The sequence below is a fragment of the Nocardia sp. NPDC059228 genome, from assembly GCF_042754245.1.
In the GTDB taxonomy this organism is placed as follows: Bacteria; Actinomycetota; Actinomycetes; order Mycobacteriales; family Mycobacteriaceae; genus Nocardia.
The window spans coordinates 95322-113237 of the sequence record NZ_JBHZAL010000003.1; the positions used below are offsets into that span (position 1 = coordinate 95322).

Annotated in this window: 17 protein-coding genes; 10 read left to right on the forward strand and 7 right to left on the reverse strand. The window is 69.0% G+C overall.

Annotated features, from left to right (window positions below; translation table 11 throughout):
- Window positions 1-318 precede the first annotated feature (318 nt).
- Window positions 319-909, reverse strand: coding sequence for a TetR/AcrR family transcriptional regulator (locus tag ACFXKA_RS06670; protein WP_379426403.1), 591 nt, complete (start codon window positions 907-909; stop codon window positions 319-321).
- Between the two features lie 112 nt (window positions 910-1021).
- Between ACFXKA_RS06670 and ACFXKA_RS06675 the strand changes: the two genes are divergently transcribed.
- Genes ACFXKA_RS06675 through ACFXKA_RS06700 form a run of 6 tightly spaced genes read left to right on the forward strand, consistent with a single transcriptional unit; the run spans window position 1022 to window position 9074 of the window.
- Window positions 1022-2584 carry a carboxyl transferase domain-containing protein gene (locus tag ACFXKA_RS06675; protein ID WP_379426404.1) on the forward strand — a complete coding sequence of 521 codons (1563 nt, stop codon included), beginning with the start codon at window positions 1022-1024 and terminating at the stop codon, window positions 2582-2584.
- Window positions 2585-2592: 8 nt separating this feature from the next.
- On the forward strand, window positions 2593-4620 hold the full coding sequence (locus ACFXKA_RS06680) for a biotin carboxylase N-terminal domain-containing protein (protein ID WP_379426405.1): 2028 nt from the start codon (window positions 2593-2595) through the stop codon (window positions 4618-4620).
- Entirely contained in the window at window positions 4617-5777 is a 1161-nt protein-coding gene (locus ACFXKA_RS06685) for an acyl-CoA dehydrogenase family protein (RefSeq protein WP_354836432.1), read from the forward strand. The genes ACFXKA_RS06680 and ACFXKA_RS06685 overlap by 4 nt, the downstream gene beginning before the upstream one ends.
- Window positions 5774-6298, forward strand: coding sequence for a MaoC family dehydratase (locus ACFXKA_RS06690; RefSeq protein ID WP_379426406.1), 525 nt, complete (start codon window positions 5774-5776; stop codon window positions 6296-6298). The genes ACFXKA_RS06685 and ACFXKA_RS06690 overlap by 4 nt, the downstream gene beginning before the upstream one ends.
- A complete protein-coding gene (locus ACFXKA_RS06695; protein ID WP_379397205.1) occupies window positions 6295-7128 on the forward strand; it encodes an HpcH/HpaI aldolase/citrate lyase family protein in 834 nt (277 codons plus the stop codon). The genes ACFXKA_RS06690 and ACFXKA_RS06695 overlap by 4 nt, the downstream gene beginning before the upstream one ends.
- 11 nt (window positions 7129-7139) lie before the next feature.
- Entirely contained in the window at window positions 7140-9074 is a 1935-nt protein-coding gene (locus tag ACFXKA_RS06700) for an acetoacetate--CoA ligase (protein ID WP_379426407.1), read from the forward strand.
- A gap of 6 nt (window positions 9075-9080) precedes the next feature.
- On the opposite strand, the gene ACFXKA_RS06705 is transcribed toward ACFXKA_RS06700, so the two are convergent.
- The 4 genes from ACFXKA_RS06705 to ACFXKA_RS06720 all read right to left on the reverse strand — a co-directional run bounded on the left by ACFXKA_RS06705 (window position 9081) and on the right by ACFXKA_RS06720 (window position 12257).
- Window positions 9081-9509 (reverse strand): DUF4254 domain-containing protein, encoded by a 429-nt coding sequence (locus tag ACFXKA_RS06705; RefSeq protein WP_379426408.1) that lies wholly within the window; start codon window positions 9507-9509, stop codon window positions 9081-9083.
- 136 nt (window positions 9510-9645) lie between these two features.
- The gene (locus tag ACFXKA_RS06710; protein ID WP_379426409.1) at window positions 9646-10407 is read right to left on the reverse strand and encodes an SDR family NAD(P)-dependent oxidoreductase; all 762 of its coding nucleotides are present in this window, start codon (window positions 10405-10407) and stop codon (window positions 9646-9648) included.
- A gap of 80 nt (window positions 10408-10487) precedes the next feature.
- On the reverse strand, window positions 10488-11069 hold the full coding sequence (locus tag ACFXKA_RS06715) for a TetR family transcriptional regulator (protein ID WP_354836420.1): 582 nt from the start codon (window positions 11067-11069) through the stop codon (window positions 10488-10490).
- A gap of 33 nt (window positions 11070-11102) precedes the next feature.
- Window positions 11103-12257: an epoxide hydrolase family protein gene (locus tag ACFXKA_RS06720; RefSeq protein WP_379426410.1), complete on the reverse strand. Its 1155-nt coding sequence runs from the start codon at window positions 12255-12257 to the stop codon at window positions 11103-11105.
- Window positions 12258-12348: 91 nt separating this feature from the next.
- Between ACFXKA_RS06720 and ACFXKA_RS06725 the strand changes: the two genes are divergently transcribed.
- Window positions 12349-13317 (forward strand): helix-turn-helix transcriptional regulator, encoded by a 969-nt coding sequence (locus ACFXKA_RS06725; RefSeq protein ID WP_379426411.1) that lies wholly within the window; start codon window positions 12349-12351, stop codon window positions 13315-13317.
- A 385-nt stretch (window positions 13318-13702) separates the two neighbouring features.
- Here the strand turns inward: ACFXKA_RS06725 and ACFXKA_RS06730 are convergent, their stop codons facing one another.
- Both ACFXKA_RS06730 and ACFXKA_RS06735 read right to left on the reverse strand, forming a co-directional pair.
- Window positions 13703-14428, reverse strand: a complete 726-nt coding sequence (locus ACFXKA_RS06730) for an ABC transporter ATP-binding protein (protein ID WP_379426412.1) — start codon at window positions 14426-14428, stop codon at window positions 13703-13705.
- Window positions 14429-14463: 35 nt separating this feature from the next.
- Window positions 14464-15513: an ABC transporter permease gene (locus ACFXKA_RS06735; protein ID WP_379426413.1), complete on the reverse strand. Its 1050-nt coding sequence runs from the start codon at window positions 15511-15513 to the stop codon at window positions 14464-14466.
- Window positions 15514-15643: 130 nt separating this feature from the next.
- Between ACFXKA_RS06735 and ACFXKA_RS06740 the strand changes: the two genes are divergently transcribed.
- The 3 genes from ACFXKA_RS06740 to ACFXKA_RS06750 are packed head-to-tail and all read left to right on the forward strand — an operon-like array spanning window position 15644 to window position 17898.
- Window positions 15644-16822 carry a sensor histidine kinase gene (locus tag ACFXKA_RS06740; RefSeq protein ID WP_379426414.1) on the forward strand — a complete coding sequence of 393 codons (1179 nt, stop codon included), beginning with the start codon at window positions 15644-15646 and terminating at the stop codon, window positions 16820-16822.
- The gene (locus tag ACFXKA_RS06745; RefSeq protein WP_033090529.1) at window positions 16819-17454 is read left to right on the forward strand and encodes a response regulator transcription factor; all 636 of its coding nucleotides are present in this window, start codon (window positions 16819-16821) and stop codon (window positions 17452-17454) included. Before ACFXKA_RS06740 ends, ACFXKA_RS06745 begins: the two co-directional genes overlap by 4 nt.
- A gap of 18 nt (window positions 17455-17472) precedes the next feature.
- Window positions 17473-17898, forward strand: a complete 426-nt coding sequence (locus tag ACFXKA_RS06750) for a PPOX class F420-dependent oxidoreductase (RefSeq protein ID WP_354836407.1) — start codon at window positions 17473-17475, stop codon at window positions 17896-17898.
- Window positions 17899-17916: the final 18 nt, after the last annotated feature.

Consider the following 17916-nt stretch of genomic DNA (forward strand, 5'->3'; position numbering starts at 1 on the left):
CCGTGGTGGGGCCCCCGCCGCCCCCCCCCCACTCCGCACCTGTCGCCGCGGCGCGCGCCCGCGCCCCCCCCCCGCTCCGCGTGTTTTACCACAGATAACACCTCGGGGGCGGGGGCCTCCACCCCCCCCCCCCCCGCCACCGTCCCCGACCGCGCTCGGGGAGATTCGGCCCGCCGCCGCGAGTGCCCCGTGCCGTGGCGTGGTCGCCGGCTCGTCGGGCTGCGGGGTCACCTCGCCCGACCCCGCTCCGCGCGGGCGGATCATCTCCGCCCGCGCCACATCCATACCGCGCCAGGGCAATTCAGCTCAGTGCCGACCTCACCCCAGAGCGGCGAGCGCCATCTGCCGCAGCACCGGCCGTGCGCGGGTCGCGCTGGCCGGCGCGCTGTGCGGCGTGGAGTTGATGAGGCCGAAGGTCGCGTGCGCCTGTACGCGCGCCGCCTGCTCGGGTAGCTCCGGCCGCAGTTCACGCAACACCGCCACCCAGACCTCCACGTACTGCCGCTGGGTGCGCCGCACCTGACGGCGCGCGGACTCCGGCAGGTTCTCCAGGTCGCGATCCTGGATTCGGATGAGCTCGGGCTCGCCGAGGGCGAAGTCGAGGTGGAAATCGACCAGCCCGCTCAGCGCCTCCTGCGGCGACGCCGCCTGCTCGGCCACGGCCCGGCCGCCGTCGAGCAGCCGCTGACTGATGCCGACCAGCAGCTCGACCAGCAGCGCCTCCTTGTTGGGGAAGTGCCGATACACCGCGGGTCCGCTGATTCCGGCCGCCGCGCCCAGGTCGTCGAGCCGCATGCCCAGGAATCCGCGATCGGCGATGAGCCGCGCCCCCGCCTCCAGCAGCTGCTGCCTACGCTGGGCTTTGAGCTGCTCACGACGGGTGAGCGTGACGGTTTCCGCAGTGTTCACCGTGGCTCCCTCTCGTCGGTGCTGGACAACTCAGTTAGTGAAGATTATCTTATTTTCCAGTTATTGGTGACTAACCGAGCGGCCGGATCGGCCGAACGGGGAGGCGGAGCGGATGACGCTGACCGAAGGCACACGGACCGGGAACCGGGCCGCGCATCTGGCGCTGGTCGACGAGCTGCGGGAGCGGCTGGCCGTCAGCGCGCTGGGCGGACCGGAGCGGGCGCGGGAACGGCACCTGGCGCGCGGCAAGCTGCTGCCGCGCCAGCGGGTGGACCAGCTGCTGGACGCCGGCAGCCCGTTCCTGGAGCTGTCGCCGCTGGCGGCCAACGGCATGTACGACGACGAGTCACCCGGCGCGGGCGTCATCGGCGGCATCGGCCGCGTCTCCGGGCGCGAGTGCGTGATCATCGCCAATGACGCGACGGTCAAGGGCGGCACCTACTACCCGATGACGGTCAAGAAGCACCTGCGCGCCCAGGAGGTGGCACTGCAGAACAACCTGCCGTGCATCTACCTGGTCGACTCCGGCGGCGCCTACCTGCCCCGTCAGGACGAGGTGTTCCCCGATCGCGAGCACTTCGGCCGCATCTTCTACAACCAGGCGAACATGAGCGCCAAGGGCATCGCGCAGATCTCCGCGGTGCTCGGCTCCTGCACCGCCGGCGGCGCGTACGTGCCCGCCATGAGCGACGAGACCGTCATCGTGCGCAATCAGGGCACCATCTTCCTGGGCGGTCCGCCGCTGGTGAAGGCGGCCACCGGTGAGGTGGTCACCGCCGAGGAGCTGGGCGGCGGCGACCTGCACTCGCGCACCTCGGGTGTCACCGACCACCTGGCCGAGAGCGATCAGGACGCGCTGCGCATCGTGCGCAATATCGTGGCCACCCTCGGCCCGAAGACCCCGACCCCGTGGGATGTCGCGCCGACCGTGGATCCCATCGCACCGCAGGACGAGCTGTACGACGTGGTCCCGGTGGACCTGCGCACCCCGTACGACGTCCGCGAGGTCATCACCCGCATGGTGGACGGCGGCGAATTCCAGGAGTTCAAGGCCGAATACGGCAAGACGCTGGTCACCGGCTTCGCCCGCATCCACGGCCACCCGGTCGGCATCGTCGCCAACAATGGCGTGCTGTTCAGCGAATCCGCCATGAAGGGCGCGCATTTCATCGAACTCTGCGACAAGCGCCAGATCCCGCTGCTGTTCCTGCAGAACATCACCGGCTTCATGGTCGGGCGCGACTACGAGGCGGGCGGCATCGCCAAGCACGGCGCCAAGATGGTGACCGCGGTGGCGTGCGCCCGCGTGCCCAAGCTGACCGTGGTCATCGGCGGCTCCTACGGCGCGGGCAACTACTCCATGTGCGGGCGCGCGTATTCGCCGCGCTTCCTGTGGATGTGGCCCAATGCCCGTATCTCGGTCATGGGCGGCGAGCAGGCGGCCTCCGTGCTGGCCACCGTCCGCGGTGACCAGTCCGAGGCGGATCTCGAGGCGTTCAAGGCCCCGATCCGGGAGCAGTACGAACACCAGGGCAACCCGTACTACTCCACGGCCCGCCTCTGGGACGACGGCGTCATCGACCCCGCCGACACCAGAACCGTTGTCGGCCTGGCCCTCTCGGTCTGTGCGCAGGCCCCGCTCGAGCCCGTCTCCTACGGCGTCTTCCGGATGTGATGACCTTGATGAACACGATGTCCTCCTTTGTCTCCGACACAGCGCAACCCGTCGCCTTCGACACCGTGCTGGTCGCCAATCGCGGCGAGATCGCGGTGCGGGTCATTCGCACCCTGCGTGCCATGGGGATTCGATCGGTCGCGGTCTACAGCGACGCCGACGCCGACGCCCGCCATGTGCGCGAGGCCGATACCGCGGTCCGCCTCGGCCCGGCCCCCGCGCGCGAGTCCTATCTCTGCATCGACAAGGTGGTCGCGGCCGCCGTGCGCTCCGGTGCGCAGGCCGTGCACCCGGGATACGGCTTCCTGTCGGAGAATTCGGCCTTCGCGGCCGCACTCGAGGCCGCGGGCATCGCCTTCCTGGGCCCCTCCGCCCGCGCCATCGAGGTGATGGGCGACAAGATCACCGCCAAGAACGCGGTGGCCGAATACGGGGTGCCGGTGGTGCCCGGCATCGCCAAGCCCGGCCTCACCGACGCCGAATTGATCTACGCCGCAACCGAGATCGGCTACCCGGTGCTGGTGAAGCCGTCCGCCGGTGGCGGCGGCAAGGGTATGCGCCGGGTCGACGATCCGGCCGACCTGCCCGCCGCCCTGGTCAGCGCCCGCCGCGAGGCCGGCGCGGCCTTCGGCGACGACACCCTGTTCCTGGAGCGCTTCGTCACCCGCCCCCGGCACATCGAGGTGCAGATCCTGGCCGACCAGTTCGGCCACGTGCTGCACCTGGGCGAGCGCGAGTGCAGCCTGCAGCGCCGCCACCAGAAGGTGATCGAGGAGGCCCCCTCGCCGCTGCTGGATCCGCAGACCCGCGCCCGGATCGGCGCGGCCGCCTGCAATACCGCGCGCAGTGTCGACTATGTCGGCGCGGGCACGGTCGAGTTCATCGTCTCCGCCGACCAGCCGGACGAGTTCTTCTTCATGGAGATGAACACCCGCCTGCAGGTCGAGCACCCGGTCACCGAGCTGGTCACCGGCGTCGATCTGGTGGAGTGCCAGGTGCGCATCGCGGCCGGGCAGAAGCTGGCGGCCGCGCAGGACGACATCCGGCTCACCGGCCACGCCATCGAGGCGCGCGTCTACGCCGAGGACCCGGGCCGCGACTTCCTGCCCACCGGCGGCACCGTGCTCGCACTGTCGGAGCCGGAAGGCCCAGGCGTGCGGGTGGATTCGGGCCTGCGCGCCGGCACCGTGGTCGGCAGCGACTACGACCCGATGCTGTCCAAGGTCATCGCCCACGCCGCCGACCGCGCCGCCGCTATCGCCAAACTCGATGCGGCCCTGCGGGACACGCAGATCCTCGGCGTGCGCACCAATACCGATTTCACGCGCTTCCTGCTCGCCGACCCGGATGTCCGTGCGGGACAGCTGGATACCGGTCTGCTGGACCGCCGCGCCGTGGACTTCACGCCCGAACCGGTCAGCGACGAGCAGTTCATCGCGGCCGCGGCCGAACTCTGGCTGCGCCGCTGGCCGGCCGCCCCGGTCGATCCGTGGCAGCAGCCCACCGGCTGGCGGGTCGGCGCGCACGCGCCCGTCGGCATCCGCCTCGTCGGCGGCGACCGCACCGCCCACGTGTACCTGTCCGGGACCCCGGAGCAGGCGACGGCCTGGGTCGAGGGCGGCGAAAAGCACGCCCTGACAGTGGAATCCGACGGTGACTCGCTGATGCTGGCCCTGGACGGGCTGCGCACCCGCTTCCGCGTCGCCACCGGGTCCGGTCAGATCTGGGTCGCCGACCGCACCGGCACCGCGCTGCTGCGCGAGGTCGCCGAGGCCGATGTCCGCGACGGCGACGCCCATGTCGGCGACGCCGAGATCCAGAGCCCCATGCCGGGTTCGGTCATCGCCACCCCGGCCGCCGACGGCGAGCTCGTCGCCGCGGGCACGCCCATCGTGGTCGTGGAGGCCATGAAGATGGAACACACCCTCACCGCACCCATTGCCGGCCGCGTCGAACTGCTGGTCGAGCCCGGCGCGCAGGTGAAACTCGAACAGCCGCTGGCTCGCATCATCGCCGAGGAGAACACCCAGTCATGACCGATTTCCTGTCCACCGGAACGCTGCCGGACGAGTACCGCGAACTCGCCCTCACCGTCCGCGATTTCGCCAACCAGGTGGTGGCCCCGGTCGCCGCCAAGCACGACGCCGAGCACAGCTTCCCCTACGAGGTGGTCTCGGGCATGGCCGACATGGGCCTGTTCGGCCTGCCGTTCCCGGAGGAGTTCGGCGGCATGGGCGGCGACTACTTCGCGCTCTGCCTGGCACTCGAGGAGCTCGGCAAGGTCGACCAGAGCGTGGCCATCACCCTGGAGGCCGGTGTCTCCCTGGGCGCCATGCCCATCTACCGCTTCGGCAACGACAAGCAGAAGGCGGAGTGGCTGCCGCTGCTGGCCAGCGGGCGCGCGCTGGGCGCGTTCGGCCTCACCGAGCCCGGCGCGGGCAGCGACGCGGGCGGCACCCGCACCACCGCGCGGCTGGACGGCGACACCTGGATCATCAACGGCTCCAAGCAGTTCATCACCAACTCGGGCACCGACATCACCCGGCTGGTGACGGTCACCGCGGTCACCGGGGGAGTGGACGGCAAGAAGGAGATCTCGACGATCATCGTGCCGACCGACACTCCCGGCTTCACCGCCGAACCCGCCTACAACAAGGTCGGCTGGAACGCCTCCGACACCCACCCGCTCAGCTTCGACGACGTCCGGGTGCCCGCCGAGAACCTGCTCGGCGAGCGCGGCCGCGGCTACGCCAACTTCCTGCGCATTCTCGACGAGGGCCGGATCGCGATCGCGGCGCTGTCGGTCGGCGCGGCGCAGGGCTGCGTGGACGAGAGCGTGCGCTACGCCAAGGAGCGCGAGGCCTTCGGCCGCGCCATCGGCAGCAACCAGGCCATCGCCTTCAAGATCGCCCGCATGGAGGCGCGCGCCCACATGGCCCGCACCGCCTACTACGACGCGGCCGCGCTCATGCTGTCCGGCAAGCCTTTCAAGAAGCAGGCCGCCATCGCCAAGCTGGTCGCCAGCGAGGCCGCCATGGACAATGCCCGCGACGCCACGCAGATCTTCGGCGGCTACGGCTTCATGAACGAATATGCTGTGGCGCGGCACTATCGCGACAGCAAGATCCTGGAAATCGGTGAGGGCACCACGGAGGTGCAGTTGATGCTGATCGGTCGGGAGCTCGGCCTGTGAGCGAGCGACAAACGGGCACCGCCGGGGTGAAGCGGGTCGTCCAGCGCGGCTTGTGGTTCGACGAGTTCGAAATCGGCGTGGTGTACGAGCACCGGCCCGGCCGTACCATCACCGAGGCCGACAATGTGCTGTTCACGACACTGACCATGAACACTCAGGCCCTGCACCTGGACGCGGCGTTCTCCGACGCGCTGCCGCCGTTCCATCAGCGGCTGGTGAACTCCATGTTCACGCTGTCCACGCTGGTGGGCCTGTCGGTGGCGCAGCTGACCCAGGGCACCATCGTGGCCAACCTCGGCTTCTCCGAGATCGCCTTCCCCAAGCCGCTCTTCCACGGCGACACCCTGTACGCCGAGACCGTGGTGACCGACCTGCGGGAGTCCAAGAGCCGCCCGGGCGAGGGCATCGTGACCTTCGCGCACACCGGGCGCAATCAGCACGGCGACATCGTGGCCACCGCCGCCCGGAAAACCTTGGTGAGACGGAGCCCGACATCCAGCCCGCTGGAGGAACCGGCATGAGTTGGGAAATGCCCGGCCCCGCTTGGCTTTTCTGCCCCGCGGACCGGCCCGAGCGCTACGGCAAGGCCCTCGCCGCGGCCGACGTGGTCATCCTCGACCTCGAGGACGGCGTCGCCGAGGCCGACAAGGCGGCGGCCCGCGAGGCGCTCATCGCCACCCCGCTGGACCCCGAACGCACCGTCGTCCGCGTCAATGCCGCGGGCACCTTCGAGCACATGCTCGACCTGGACGCCCTGGTGCGCACCGAGTACCGGCGCATCATGCTGCCCAAATGCGAATCGGCCGAGCAGATCACGCGGCTGACCGACTACGAGGTGATCGCGCTCATCGAATCCCCGCTGGGCGCGCTCGCGGTCGGGCGGGCGGTCATGGTGCGCAATGCCATCGGCGTCATGTGGGGCGCGGAGGATCTGGTCGCGGCGCTCGGCGGCAACTCCAGCCGGCACGCCGACGGCGGCTACCGGGATGTGGCGCGGCACGTGCGCTCCCAATCCCTGCTGGCCGCCAAGGCGTACGGCAAGTTCGCGCTGGACTCGGTGTACCTGGATATTCCGGATCTGACCGGGCTGGCGGCCGAATCGGAGGACGCGGTCGCCATCGGCTTCGACGCCAAGGTGGCCATCCACCCCAGCCAGGTACCGGTCATCCGGACCGCCTACGCGCCGACGCCCGGCGAAGTCGACTGGGCGCGCAGACTATTGGCGGAAGCGCCGAACCATCGGGGTGTCTTCACCTTCGAGGGGCGCATGGTGGACATGCCGGTCATCCGGCATGCCGAGCGAATCGTGCAGCGGGCCGCCACGGCCGGCAGCGCGGGATTCGCGTCGTAGGAGGTATTGCGGTGGAACCACAGTGGGTGCCGAGCGATCAGGACATCGCCGAGGCACAGGTGACCAGCTTCGCGCTGTTCGTCGAGAAGCGCACCGGGTTGTCCCTGCCGGACTATCGAGCCCTGTGGCAGTGGTCGGTGGACGACCTGCCCGGCTTCTGGGGCGCGATCTGGGACTACTTCGATCTCGGCGAGCGCTCCGACGAGGTGCTCGGGAGCACGGAAATGCCCGGCACACAGTGGTTCCCGGGCACCACGCTGAACTACGTCGAGCAGGTGATGCGGCAGGTCCGCGACGACCGGCCCGCCATCCTGTCCGTCGACGAGACCGGCGAGATCACCGAGATCTCCTGGGCCGCACTGATCGCCACCGCCGCCGCCTTCGCCCACACCCTGCGCGCGCAGGGCGTCGGACCCGGCGACCGGGTCGCCGGGTACCTGCCGAACATCCCCGAGGCCGTCATCGCCTTCCTGGCCACCGCCAGCATCGGGGCCGTCTGGAGCGCCTGCGGCCAGGACTACTCCGCCCAGGCCGCGCTCGACCGGCTCGGGCAGCTGGAACCGAAGGTACTGGTCACCGCCGACGGCTACCGGTTCGGCGGCAAGGCGCACGACAAGAGCGCCGATATCGCCGCCCTGCGCGCCGGACTGCCCTCGCTGGCGGCGACCGTGCTGGTGCCGCGCCTCGGCCTCGAGGTGCCCGGCACCCTGGCCTGGGAGAGCGTCGATCCCGGTGACGAGTTCGTCGTGCTCCCGATCGAGGAGGTGGATTTCGCGCACCCGCTGTGGGTGCTGTACTCCTCCGGCACCACCGGCAAGCCCAAGGGCATCGTGCACGGGCACGGCGGCGTGCTGCTCGAGCACCTCAAAGCCGTTGCCGTGCAATCGGATATCGGTCCGGACGACACGTTCTTCTGGTACACCAGCCCGAGCTGGATGATGTGGAACTTCCAGGTCGCCGGACTGCTGGTGGGCGCGACCATCGTCTGCTACGACGGCAGCCCCGCCGCGCCGACGCCGGATGCGCTGTGGCAGTTGGCCTCCCGTACCGGCGCGACGGTCCTCGGCACCAGCCCCGGCTATGTGCTGGCCTGCGCCAAGGCCGGATCCGTGCCGCGCACCGACCACGACCTGTCCGCCCTGCGGCTGGTCGGCATCACCGGCTCCGCGCTGCCCCCGTCGTCCTCGCTGTGGCTGCGCGACAATGTCGGCGCGCAGGTGCCGGTGGCCTCGATCAGCGGTGGCACCGATGTGGTGTCCGCCTTCATCGGCGGCGTCCGCACCGTGCCCGTCTGGCCCGGCGAGCTGTCCGCCCCGTACCTCGGCGTGGCCCTGGACGCCTGGGACGAGCAGGGCAATCCGGTGCGCGACGAGGTCGGCGAACTGGTCATCACCAAGCCGATGCCGTCCATGCCGGTGTCCTTCTGGAACGATCCCGACGGCGCCCGCTATCGCGACGCCTATTTCGAGATGTTCCCCGGTGTGTGGCGGCACGGCGACTGGATCACGATTACCGAACACGGCAGCATCGTGGTGCACGGCCGCTCCGACTCCACCCTGAACCGGCAGGGCATCCGGATGGGCAGCGCCGATATCTATCAGGCGGTGGAACGCATACCGGAAATCGCCGAGGCACTGGTCATCGGCGCCGAACAACCGGACGGCGGCTACTGGATGCCGTTGTTCGTGGTGCTGACCCCCGGGACCGAATTGACCGACGAGCTGCAGTCCCGCATCAATGCGACCATTCGCGCCGAAGTGTCCCCGCGACATGTGCCGGACGAAATCATCGCGGCCCCCGGTATTCCGCATACTCGCACCGGTAAGAAACTGGAAGTGCCGATCAAGAAACTGTTCCAGGGCGCGGAGGTGTCCACGGTGGTGGCCCCCACGGCCGTCGACGTCCCCGAACTCCTGGACTGGTACGCCGCGCGCAAGCCGAAGTGAGGTGGATCAGTGTGCACCGGGTAGACGACGACGCCCGGTGCGCACTTCCGACGCCAAGTCCTCATATCCGACCGCTAATTCGGCCAGGTGCTCCCAGGCAATCGTGAGTTCCCGGCCGCCGGATTCGCGCGCCAGCGCCGCATAGGCGGTGGCGGTGAACCGGGCCAGCCGATCGATGACCGCGCCCAGGGTTTCGGTGTGCACCCGGGCCGCGCCATGTGACGGCGGCAATTGCGCGGTCACCCAGCAGTCGATCTGACGCACCAGATCCGTCCGGATGGTGTCGAGTTCGATCAGCTGGGCCGGTTCGGCACTGAGCAGGCGCTCGTGCAGCGCGGTCAGATCCTGCGCCGCGCGTAGTAGTGGATGACAGGGCTGACCAGAACCTCGGCAAGCCTCGAGGACCTGGTTCTTGGATGGCAGTGTGTCCCTCATCGCGACTCCTATAACGCGACCTGCGAATTCCCAGCACATTAGTCAGCGGAGATGACAGGGACGTGTCTGCCGGTTCAACACCCCACTTCGATTCCGCTATTGGAAGCTCGCCGTACCCGTTGGACAAACGGTGAGATCACGCCGTAGCGCCGCCGTCGATCACCAGATCGTGGCCGATGACGAAAGCGGATTCCGGGGAGGCCAGCCACACCACGGCCGCCGCGATCTCCGCCGGATCCCCGACCCGGCCCAGCGGAATTGCCGACGCCACGCGCGCATCGCGATCCGCGCGTGTTTCGCCCGGGCGGAAGGACATTCGCGTATCGGTCGCACCCGGGCTGACCGCATTGATGCGAATACCGTCACCGATATGGTCACGCGCCGCGGTCTGGGTCAGCACGCTGACCGCCGCTTTGGATGCCGCGTAGGCCGCCAGACCCGGACGGCGGCCGTGCGTGCCGATATTCGAGGCCATATTCACGATGACGCCGCCGCCATTGCCGCGCATATGGGCGATCTCGTGTTTCATCGACAGGAAAACGCCGGTCAGGTTGACATCGAGCACCCGGTGCCAGTCGGCATCCTCCAGCTCGCCGACCGGGGCGGGCGTGCCCAGAATTCCGGCATTGTTGAAGGCCACGTGCAGGCCGCCGTGCCGGCGCACGACCTCCTCGACCATGGCCGCCACCTGGTAGCCGTCGGTGACGTCGGCGACCAGGTGGTCCACCGCGCCGCCCGCCGGCCGAACTCGTCCGGCCGCGTCGGCCAGCCGCTGTGCATCACGGCCCGCCAGCACCACCGTGGCGCCGAGATCGGCGAAGGCCTGGGCGGTCGCGCCCGCGATCGTGCCCGCGCCGCCGGTGATCAGCACAGTTTTGTCATCGAATCGGGTGGTCATGACGGTTCGCAACTCCTTTTAGGAATGATCGTTCCCGAATGTGGGCAGTGGGGAAGGCTGTGGATGAATGGGAAACCTGTTCAGCCGAGCACGGATACGGCCACGCGGGCCGCATCCTGCAGGCGTGCAGCCGAATCCGGCGTGCGCTCGATGACGCGGACTCCCTGGAAGAAGACGAGAAGGAATCGGGCGAGTGCGCGCGGGTCCGCGTCCGCGGCCAGCTCGCCCTGCGCGCGGGCGCGCAGCAGCGCGGAAGTCAATGTCGTCTCGAGGTGCGCCCAGCTGGACTCCACGAGCCGCGCCACCGCCTCGTCGCAGTGTGCCAACTCGACGGCGCTGTTCACGACCAGGCAGCCCAGAGATGAATCGGGACTGGATGCTTCGCGTACGAACCGCTGCACGAGCCCGTGTACCGCGGGCAGCACCGGACCCGGCTGCGACAGCTCGTTCATGATCACCGGATCGGTGGTCTCGAGGTAGCGCTGGAGGGCCTTCAGGTAGAGGTCGCGCTTGCCGCCGAAGGTCGAGTAGATGCTCGCCCTGGCAATCCCAAGATGCTCAACCAGATCCGACATGGACGTCGCCTCATAGCCGCGCTCCCAGAACAATTCGAGAGCGCGGCGCAGCGTGGTGTCCGGATCGAACTCCTTGGTCCTCGCCATGGCGAGGACACTACGACTTTCAAGACCAATCGGTCAAATATGGTGGGTTCGGTGGATCTTGCCGAAACAGGCCTGAATATCGGCCACATGCGCCCGGGGAACGTCCATGGCCAGGAAGTGGTTGCCCGTGTTGCCCTCGGGCCAGTGCACGATCGTGTTGTCGCGGTCGGCGAGCCGGCGCATGAGCGCCGAGCCCCCGGCGTATACGCCGACCGGGACCAGCTTCTGGCCGGTCGGCCATGCGAAACCATGGTCGCCCAGTCCGTTGTACATGGGCCAGGACGAGGTGGCGGCGGTATCGGAGAACCAGTAGACGCTGACATTGGTCAGCAGCTGGTCGCGGTCCACGGCGTCCTCCAGCCGGTCGGCCAGTGGGGAGAACTCGTCGAACTTGTGGACCAGCCACGCGAGCAGGCCGACGGGGGAATCGGTCCAGGCGTGCGCGAAGGTCTGCGGCGCCTGGCGGAGCAGGACATGGTGATTCACGCCGGACTGCCACTTCTGCATGAGATCCCACTCGGCGCGTTCCTCGGCCGTCATGGTCGGGACGTCCGCCTCGGTGGGCAGGCCGATGCCGCCGTCGATGTGCACGCCGATCAGGTGGCCGGGCGCGGCGATCGCCATCTCCTGCACCACGTACGCACCCAGGTCCCCGCCCTGCGCGCCGTAGCGGTCGTAACCCAGGCGGGCCATGAGCTCCACCCACATGCGGGCCACCTGCCGTGGCCGCATGCCCGGTTCGCGTGGCGCCGCCGAGAATCCGAAACCCGGCACCGAAGGGATCACCACATGGAACGCCTGCGCCGACTCCATGCCGTGCGCTCGCGGATTCGTCAGCAGGGGAATGGTTTTCGTGAACTCCACGAAGCTGTTCGGCCAGCCGTGAGTGAGGATGAGCGGCAGCGCGTCCGGGGCGTCCGAGCGCACGTGCAGGAAGTGCACGTCCAGCCCGTCGATCTCGGTCAGGAACTGCGGGAATTCATTGAGCGCCGCTTCCTGTGCGCGCCAGTCGAATTCGGTGCGCCAGTATTCGGCCAGCTCGCGCAGATAGGCCACCGGGACGCCGCGCTCCCAGCCCTGTCCCGGGAGTTGCCGGGTCCAGCGGGTTCGTGCCAGCCGGTCGAGGAGGTCATCGAGATCGGACTGCGGGATGGCGATGCGGAACGGGCGGATATCGGTGCTGGTCATCGTGACTCCTGACGTCGGGCGGGCGATCCGCTGACCACGGTAGGAGCCATATAGGACTATTCTCGTCCTACTTCGAGCGGAGGATGGCGGCATGAGCGACACGTCGGCACGACTGCTGCGGCTGCTGTCCCTGCTGCAGACCCCGCGTGAATGGCCCGGCAGCGAACTCGCCGAACGTCTCGGCGTCACCGATCGCACCGTCCGCCGCGACATCGACCGGCTCCGCGACCTCGGCTACCCCGTCGCGGCCACCATGGGCGCCACCGGCGGGTACCGCCTGGTCGCCGGGTCCGCCATGCCGCCACTGCTGGTCGACGACGAGGAGGCCGTCGCCATCGCGGTCGGTCTCCGGGCGGCCGCGGGCTCCGCCATCGCCGGCATCGAGGAAGCGTCGGTCCGGGCGCTCGCCAAGATCGAACAGGTACTCCCCGCCAAACTGCGCCGCCGGGTGCGGGTCCTGGGAGCCGCCACCGTCCCGCCCCGCTCCGGCGCGACCCCCGTCGACCCGGAGCTCCTCACCGCCCTGGCCGCGGCCGTGACCAACAGGGAGCGAATCCGCTTCGCCTACGAAGCGGCCAACGGCACCGAAACCCGCCGCAACACCGAGCCCGTCGGGCTGGTCCCCCACCGGCACCGCTGGTACCTGGTCGCCTTCGACCTCGACCGCAACGACTGGCGCGTCTTCCGCGCCGACCGAATCCACCGCCTCCACCCCACCGGCGCCCGCTTCACCCCACGCGACCTCCCCGCCGCCAACCCCGCCGCCTACGTAACCGGCGAGCGAACCGACTGGGGCACCCCAACCCTGCACTTCCAAGTCGACATCGCCGCCCCCGCCGAAGCCGTGATCGGCCGCCTGGGCGAAGCCCCCGGCGACATCGTCCCGCACGGACCAAACACCTGCGCCCTGAACATGTTCCGAGACGACCTCCCCGAATGGGTAGCACACCGCCTCCTGGAGCTGGGCGTCGAATTCGAAGTGCACAGCCCCCAGCAACTAACAGACGAGCTGCGAAAAATCCGCGATCGCGCCGCCCGCGCAATAGAAGCCAAAAGATAAAAAACCAACCCCGCGGGGGTCGGGATGCCCTGGACCGGCAGACCGCGGTGGGAGCCGAGCTCGGCGGGGGCGACTCCGGGCTGCAGCAGCGCGAACAGGGCGTCGTGGGTGCGCCGACCGGCGTCGCGGCGGGCGGCGGCCTCGAGGGTCTTCGAGTCGATGACACCGGCGGTGGCGGTGCGGGTGATCTTCACTCGCACCGATGCGTCATACCTCGACAATCCCAACGTCCGGCGCAGGAACGGCACCAGGTCCCCCGCCCCGCTGGTTTCGTGCAGGGATCGATCCGCAGCTCTCCAGCGCTTCCCCCCTTCGAATTCAAACCTCTATTCTATTGCTGTCGCAATAACATAGGAACCTGAATTGTTCGGCATCCCTGAATATTTCAAGCAGCCAATGCCGTATTGTGTTGTGTAAGAACGCCATCCACCATTCGATACACGCTGTCCATCTGATCCAGATGCGACAGATCGTGCGTCACCAGCAACGTCGACGCTCCATGCTCCCGAACGATCCCGACGATCAGATCGATGATGGCCGCCCCGCGCTCCTGATCCAATGCACTGGTCGGCTCGTCGATGACCAGCAGCGACGGGTCGTTCATCAGGGCGCGCGCGATGTTCACCCGCTGCCGCTGCCCGCCCGAGAGCTGAGCCGGCCGCTTGTTCTCCTGCCCCGAGAGTCCCACGGCCGCCAGCAGATCCCGTGCGCGCGAACGGGCTGTGCGCCGCTTGGCGGGCGAGACGAACCAGGTCTGCCCCAGGTGCACCATGGCCTCGAGCTGCTCGACGGCGGTCAGCGCCGGGACCAGATTGGACTGCTGGAACACGATGCCGATCGAGCTGCGACGCAGCGTCGCGGCGTCGCGTCGGCTCAGTGAGGCGAGATCGATGGTGCCCGTGGCGGTTTCGAGCTCCACCCGGCCCGAATCGGGGCGCAGCAGGGTGGAGACGGTGGCCAGCAGGGTCGACTTGCCGGAGCCGGACGGCCCGGTGATGGCCGCGATCTCGCCGCCGCCCACGCGCAGGTTCACGTGGTCGAGGGCGGTGATGCGGTCCGTGCCGTCCGGGAAGGTGAGGGTCAGATCGGAGACGGTCAGTGCGTTGGTCATCGCAATGCTCCTGGGAGGCAGGGGGAGTGTGGTCATCAGCGGGCCTGGTTGAGGGCGGTGAGGGGATCGGTGGTGACGAGGAATCGCAGTGCGAAGGCCGCGCCGAGCAGGCCGAGCGCGATCAGCGCCGCGGCCGGGAACAGCGTGGTGCTCGCGCTGAGCACGAACGGCACTGCGCCGCCCATGAATACGCCCGCCACGGCCGTCAGTCCGACACCGACGCCGACGCCGAGCAGCAACACGATCAGCGCCTGGCTCAGGGCATCCCGGATCAGTGAGCCGGTGGTCGCGCCCAGCGCTTTCAGCGTCGCGATGTCCGGCTGCCGCTGCACGGTCCACACCGTGAAGAACGCGCCGATCACCAGCGCCGAGATGGCGAACAGCATGACGGTCATGAGGGTCAGCGACCCGTTCTCGGCCTGGTACGACGACATCGCGGACAGCGAGTCCTTGCTGCTGGTCGTGGTGGTGTGCGCGGCCGCGTTCACCGCGGACTGATCGCTCACGCCGGACACGGCGAGGATGGTGGCCGCGCCCGCGTGAGGGTTGAGGGACTGCCAGTCCGCCAACGTCATCCACACCACGGGGGTGTGCGCGTACCAGTCGTCATCGGTCACGCCCCGCACGGTGTAGGAGGCCGCGCCCAGCTCGACGGTGTCGCCGGTCTTGGCGTCGAGGTCCTTGGCGGCGGCCTTGGACAGGATCACCGAGCCCGGATCGGTTGCCACGCGCTTGCCGAATGGCGTGCCCTGGACGCCGAACAGTGCCACCTGGGTGGGCGACGCGCCGTCGAGGGTGGCGCGGGTGCGGCTGATGCCGATCGGATCGACGGTGCCGCCCGCCGCCTGCCACGTCTGCACCTGCTCGGTGCTCAAGGTGGAGGCGTCGAAGGAGGGGGAGGACCCTGTGTCGGAGAAGACGACCGTGCTGGTCTCGAGGGACTGGACGGCGGAAATGTTCTGGTGCGCCAATCCGGCCGTCAGGCCGCTGAGAAAGCTCACCAGCAGCGCGACCAGCGTGACCACCAGGGAGATGAGGAGGAAGCGGCCGCGGGCGGCCCGCAGATCTCTGAGTGCGACGAACATGATTCCACTGTGTCTTCGCGGACCCCGGAAACCATCGTCGAGCAGGACGGTTCCCGGACCAGCCAAGGGTGGGGCGGCGTTTCCTACTTTCGATGGATGCCGCGTCAATAGCCGGGCATAAGCTGGTCGCGTGCACCGCTCGCCACTCACCCCGGTCTTCTCCGCCCTGCAGGCGGGACTGCATGTCATGGTGGTGGTGCTCACCATCGTGGTGGCGGTGCAGGAGTTCCTGACGGGTTCGCATCGGTTGCTGGTCGTGGTGCTCGCGAGCGTCTTTCTCGGCGTCTACTTCGCCGGCGGCCGGTTCCGTCGCGATCTTCCCGCGGCCCGGGTGTGGCTGGGCCTGTTGACGCTGCTGTGGCTGGGCCTGGTGATCGTGGCTCCGCTGGCGGTGTACCTGGTGTTCGGACTGTTCTTCCTGTATCTCCATCTGCTGCCGCGCAATTGGGGGCTGCTCGCGGTGACCGCGGCCACGGTGGTGTCGGTGGTCGGGTTCGCCGCGCACCGCGGCTGGACGGTGGCGGGTGTGATCGGCCCGCTGCTCGGCGCCCTGGTCGCGGTGGCCATCGGGCTCGGCTACCAGGCGCTGTTCCGGGAGGCCGCCGATCGTCAGCGCCTCATCGACGAATTGCTCGCCACCAGAAACACTCTCGCCGAACAGGAACGCACCGCGGGCAAGATGGCCGAGCGGGAGCGCCTGGCCCAGGAGATCCACGACACGGTTGCCCAGGGCCTCAGCAGTATTCAGCTGCTGCTGCACGCCGTCGAGCGCGCCGCTCCGGAGCATCCGGCGCTGGAGAAGATCCGGCTGGCCCGCGAGACCGCCGCCGACAGCCTGGTCGAAACCCGCCAGCTCATCGCGGAACTCACGCCCGCCGCACTCGAGGGCCAGTCCCTCGCCGGTGCGCTGCACCGCATTGCCGAGCGGGCCGCCGCGCCCGGCCTGGATGCCCAGGTGCTCGTCGAGGGGGAGCCGCAGGCGCTGCCCATGTCCATGGAGGCCGCCCTGGTCCGCATCACCCAGGGCGCGGTCTCGAATGTGGTGCGGCACGCCCACGCTCAGCGCATGCGGGTCACTCTCACCTACGCCGATGACGCCGTGCATCTGGACGTGGTCGACGACGGCGTCGGCATCGATCCCGCGGTGCTGGCCGAATCCCCCTCCGGCAGTTTCGGTCTCAATGCCATGCGCAGCCGGGTGGAGCAGCAGGGCGGCACCATGGATGTCGAATCCGAGCCCGGCCACACCGCGGTCACCGTCTCCTTCCCCCTGGAGGAGCAGCCCACCTTCCCCTCGGAGCAGAAATGATCCGCATCCTCCTCGCCGACGACCACGCCATCGTCCGCGCGGGCCTGCGCGCGCTGCTGGACTCCAGCGTCGCCGAAACCGATTGCGACGACATCGAAGTCGTGGGCGAGGTGGCGACCGCCGAAGAGTCCGTGGCCTTCTGCTCGACCACCCCCGTCGACCTGGTCCTGATGGATCTGCGCTTCGGCCCCGGCAAGTCCGGCGCGGACGCCACCGCGGCCCTGCGCGATCTCCCGAATCCGCCGAATGTCCTGGTGGTCACCAACTACGACACCGACGCCGACATCCTGGGCGCGATCGAGGCGGGCGCGGTCGGCTACATCCTCAAGGACACCCCGCCCGCCGAACTACTGGCCGCCGTCCGCTCGGCCGCCGAGGGCGAGAGCGTGCTGTCGCCCTCGGTCGCCTCGCGTCTCATGACGCGAGTCCGCAAGCCCGACACCACCTTGAGTCCGCGCGAGATCGAGGTCCTCCGCCTGGTGGCCGACGGCCATTCCAACCGGGAGATCGGCAAGCGCCTGTTCCTTTCCGAGACCACCGTGAAATCCCACCTGGTCCACATCTATTCGAAGCTCGGCGTCAAATCCCGAACCTCCGCCGTGGCCCGGGCTCGTGAGCGCGGGGCCATCTGAGGTCGTACGGTGTCGCCCATGGCCTCACTGTCCGATCAGCGTGTACGCGACTTCCTGACCGAGGGCACCCGGACCGGCAAGCTCGCCTTCGTAGCGAGCGACGGCCGCCCTCTGGTGGCGCCCGTCTGGTTCATCCTCGAAGGCGACGAGATCGTCTTCAACACCGGCAAGGACACGGCCAAGGGCCGCTCGATCCGGCGCGACGGCCGCCTGAGCCTCTGCGTGGACGTCTCCGCACCCCCGTACTCCTTCGTTCAGGTCCAGGGTGTGGCCGAAATCTCCGAGGACCCGGACGAACTCCTCCGTACCGCCACCGACATCGCCGCCCGCTACATGGGTCCCGATCGCGCCGACGAATTCGGCAAGCGCAATGCCGTCCCCGGCGAACTCGTGGTCCGCCTCCGCCCCACCAAGATCGTCACCGACTTCTCGGTCAGCGGCTGATCGCGGTGCTGGTGGCGG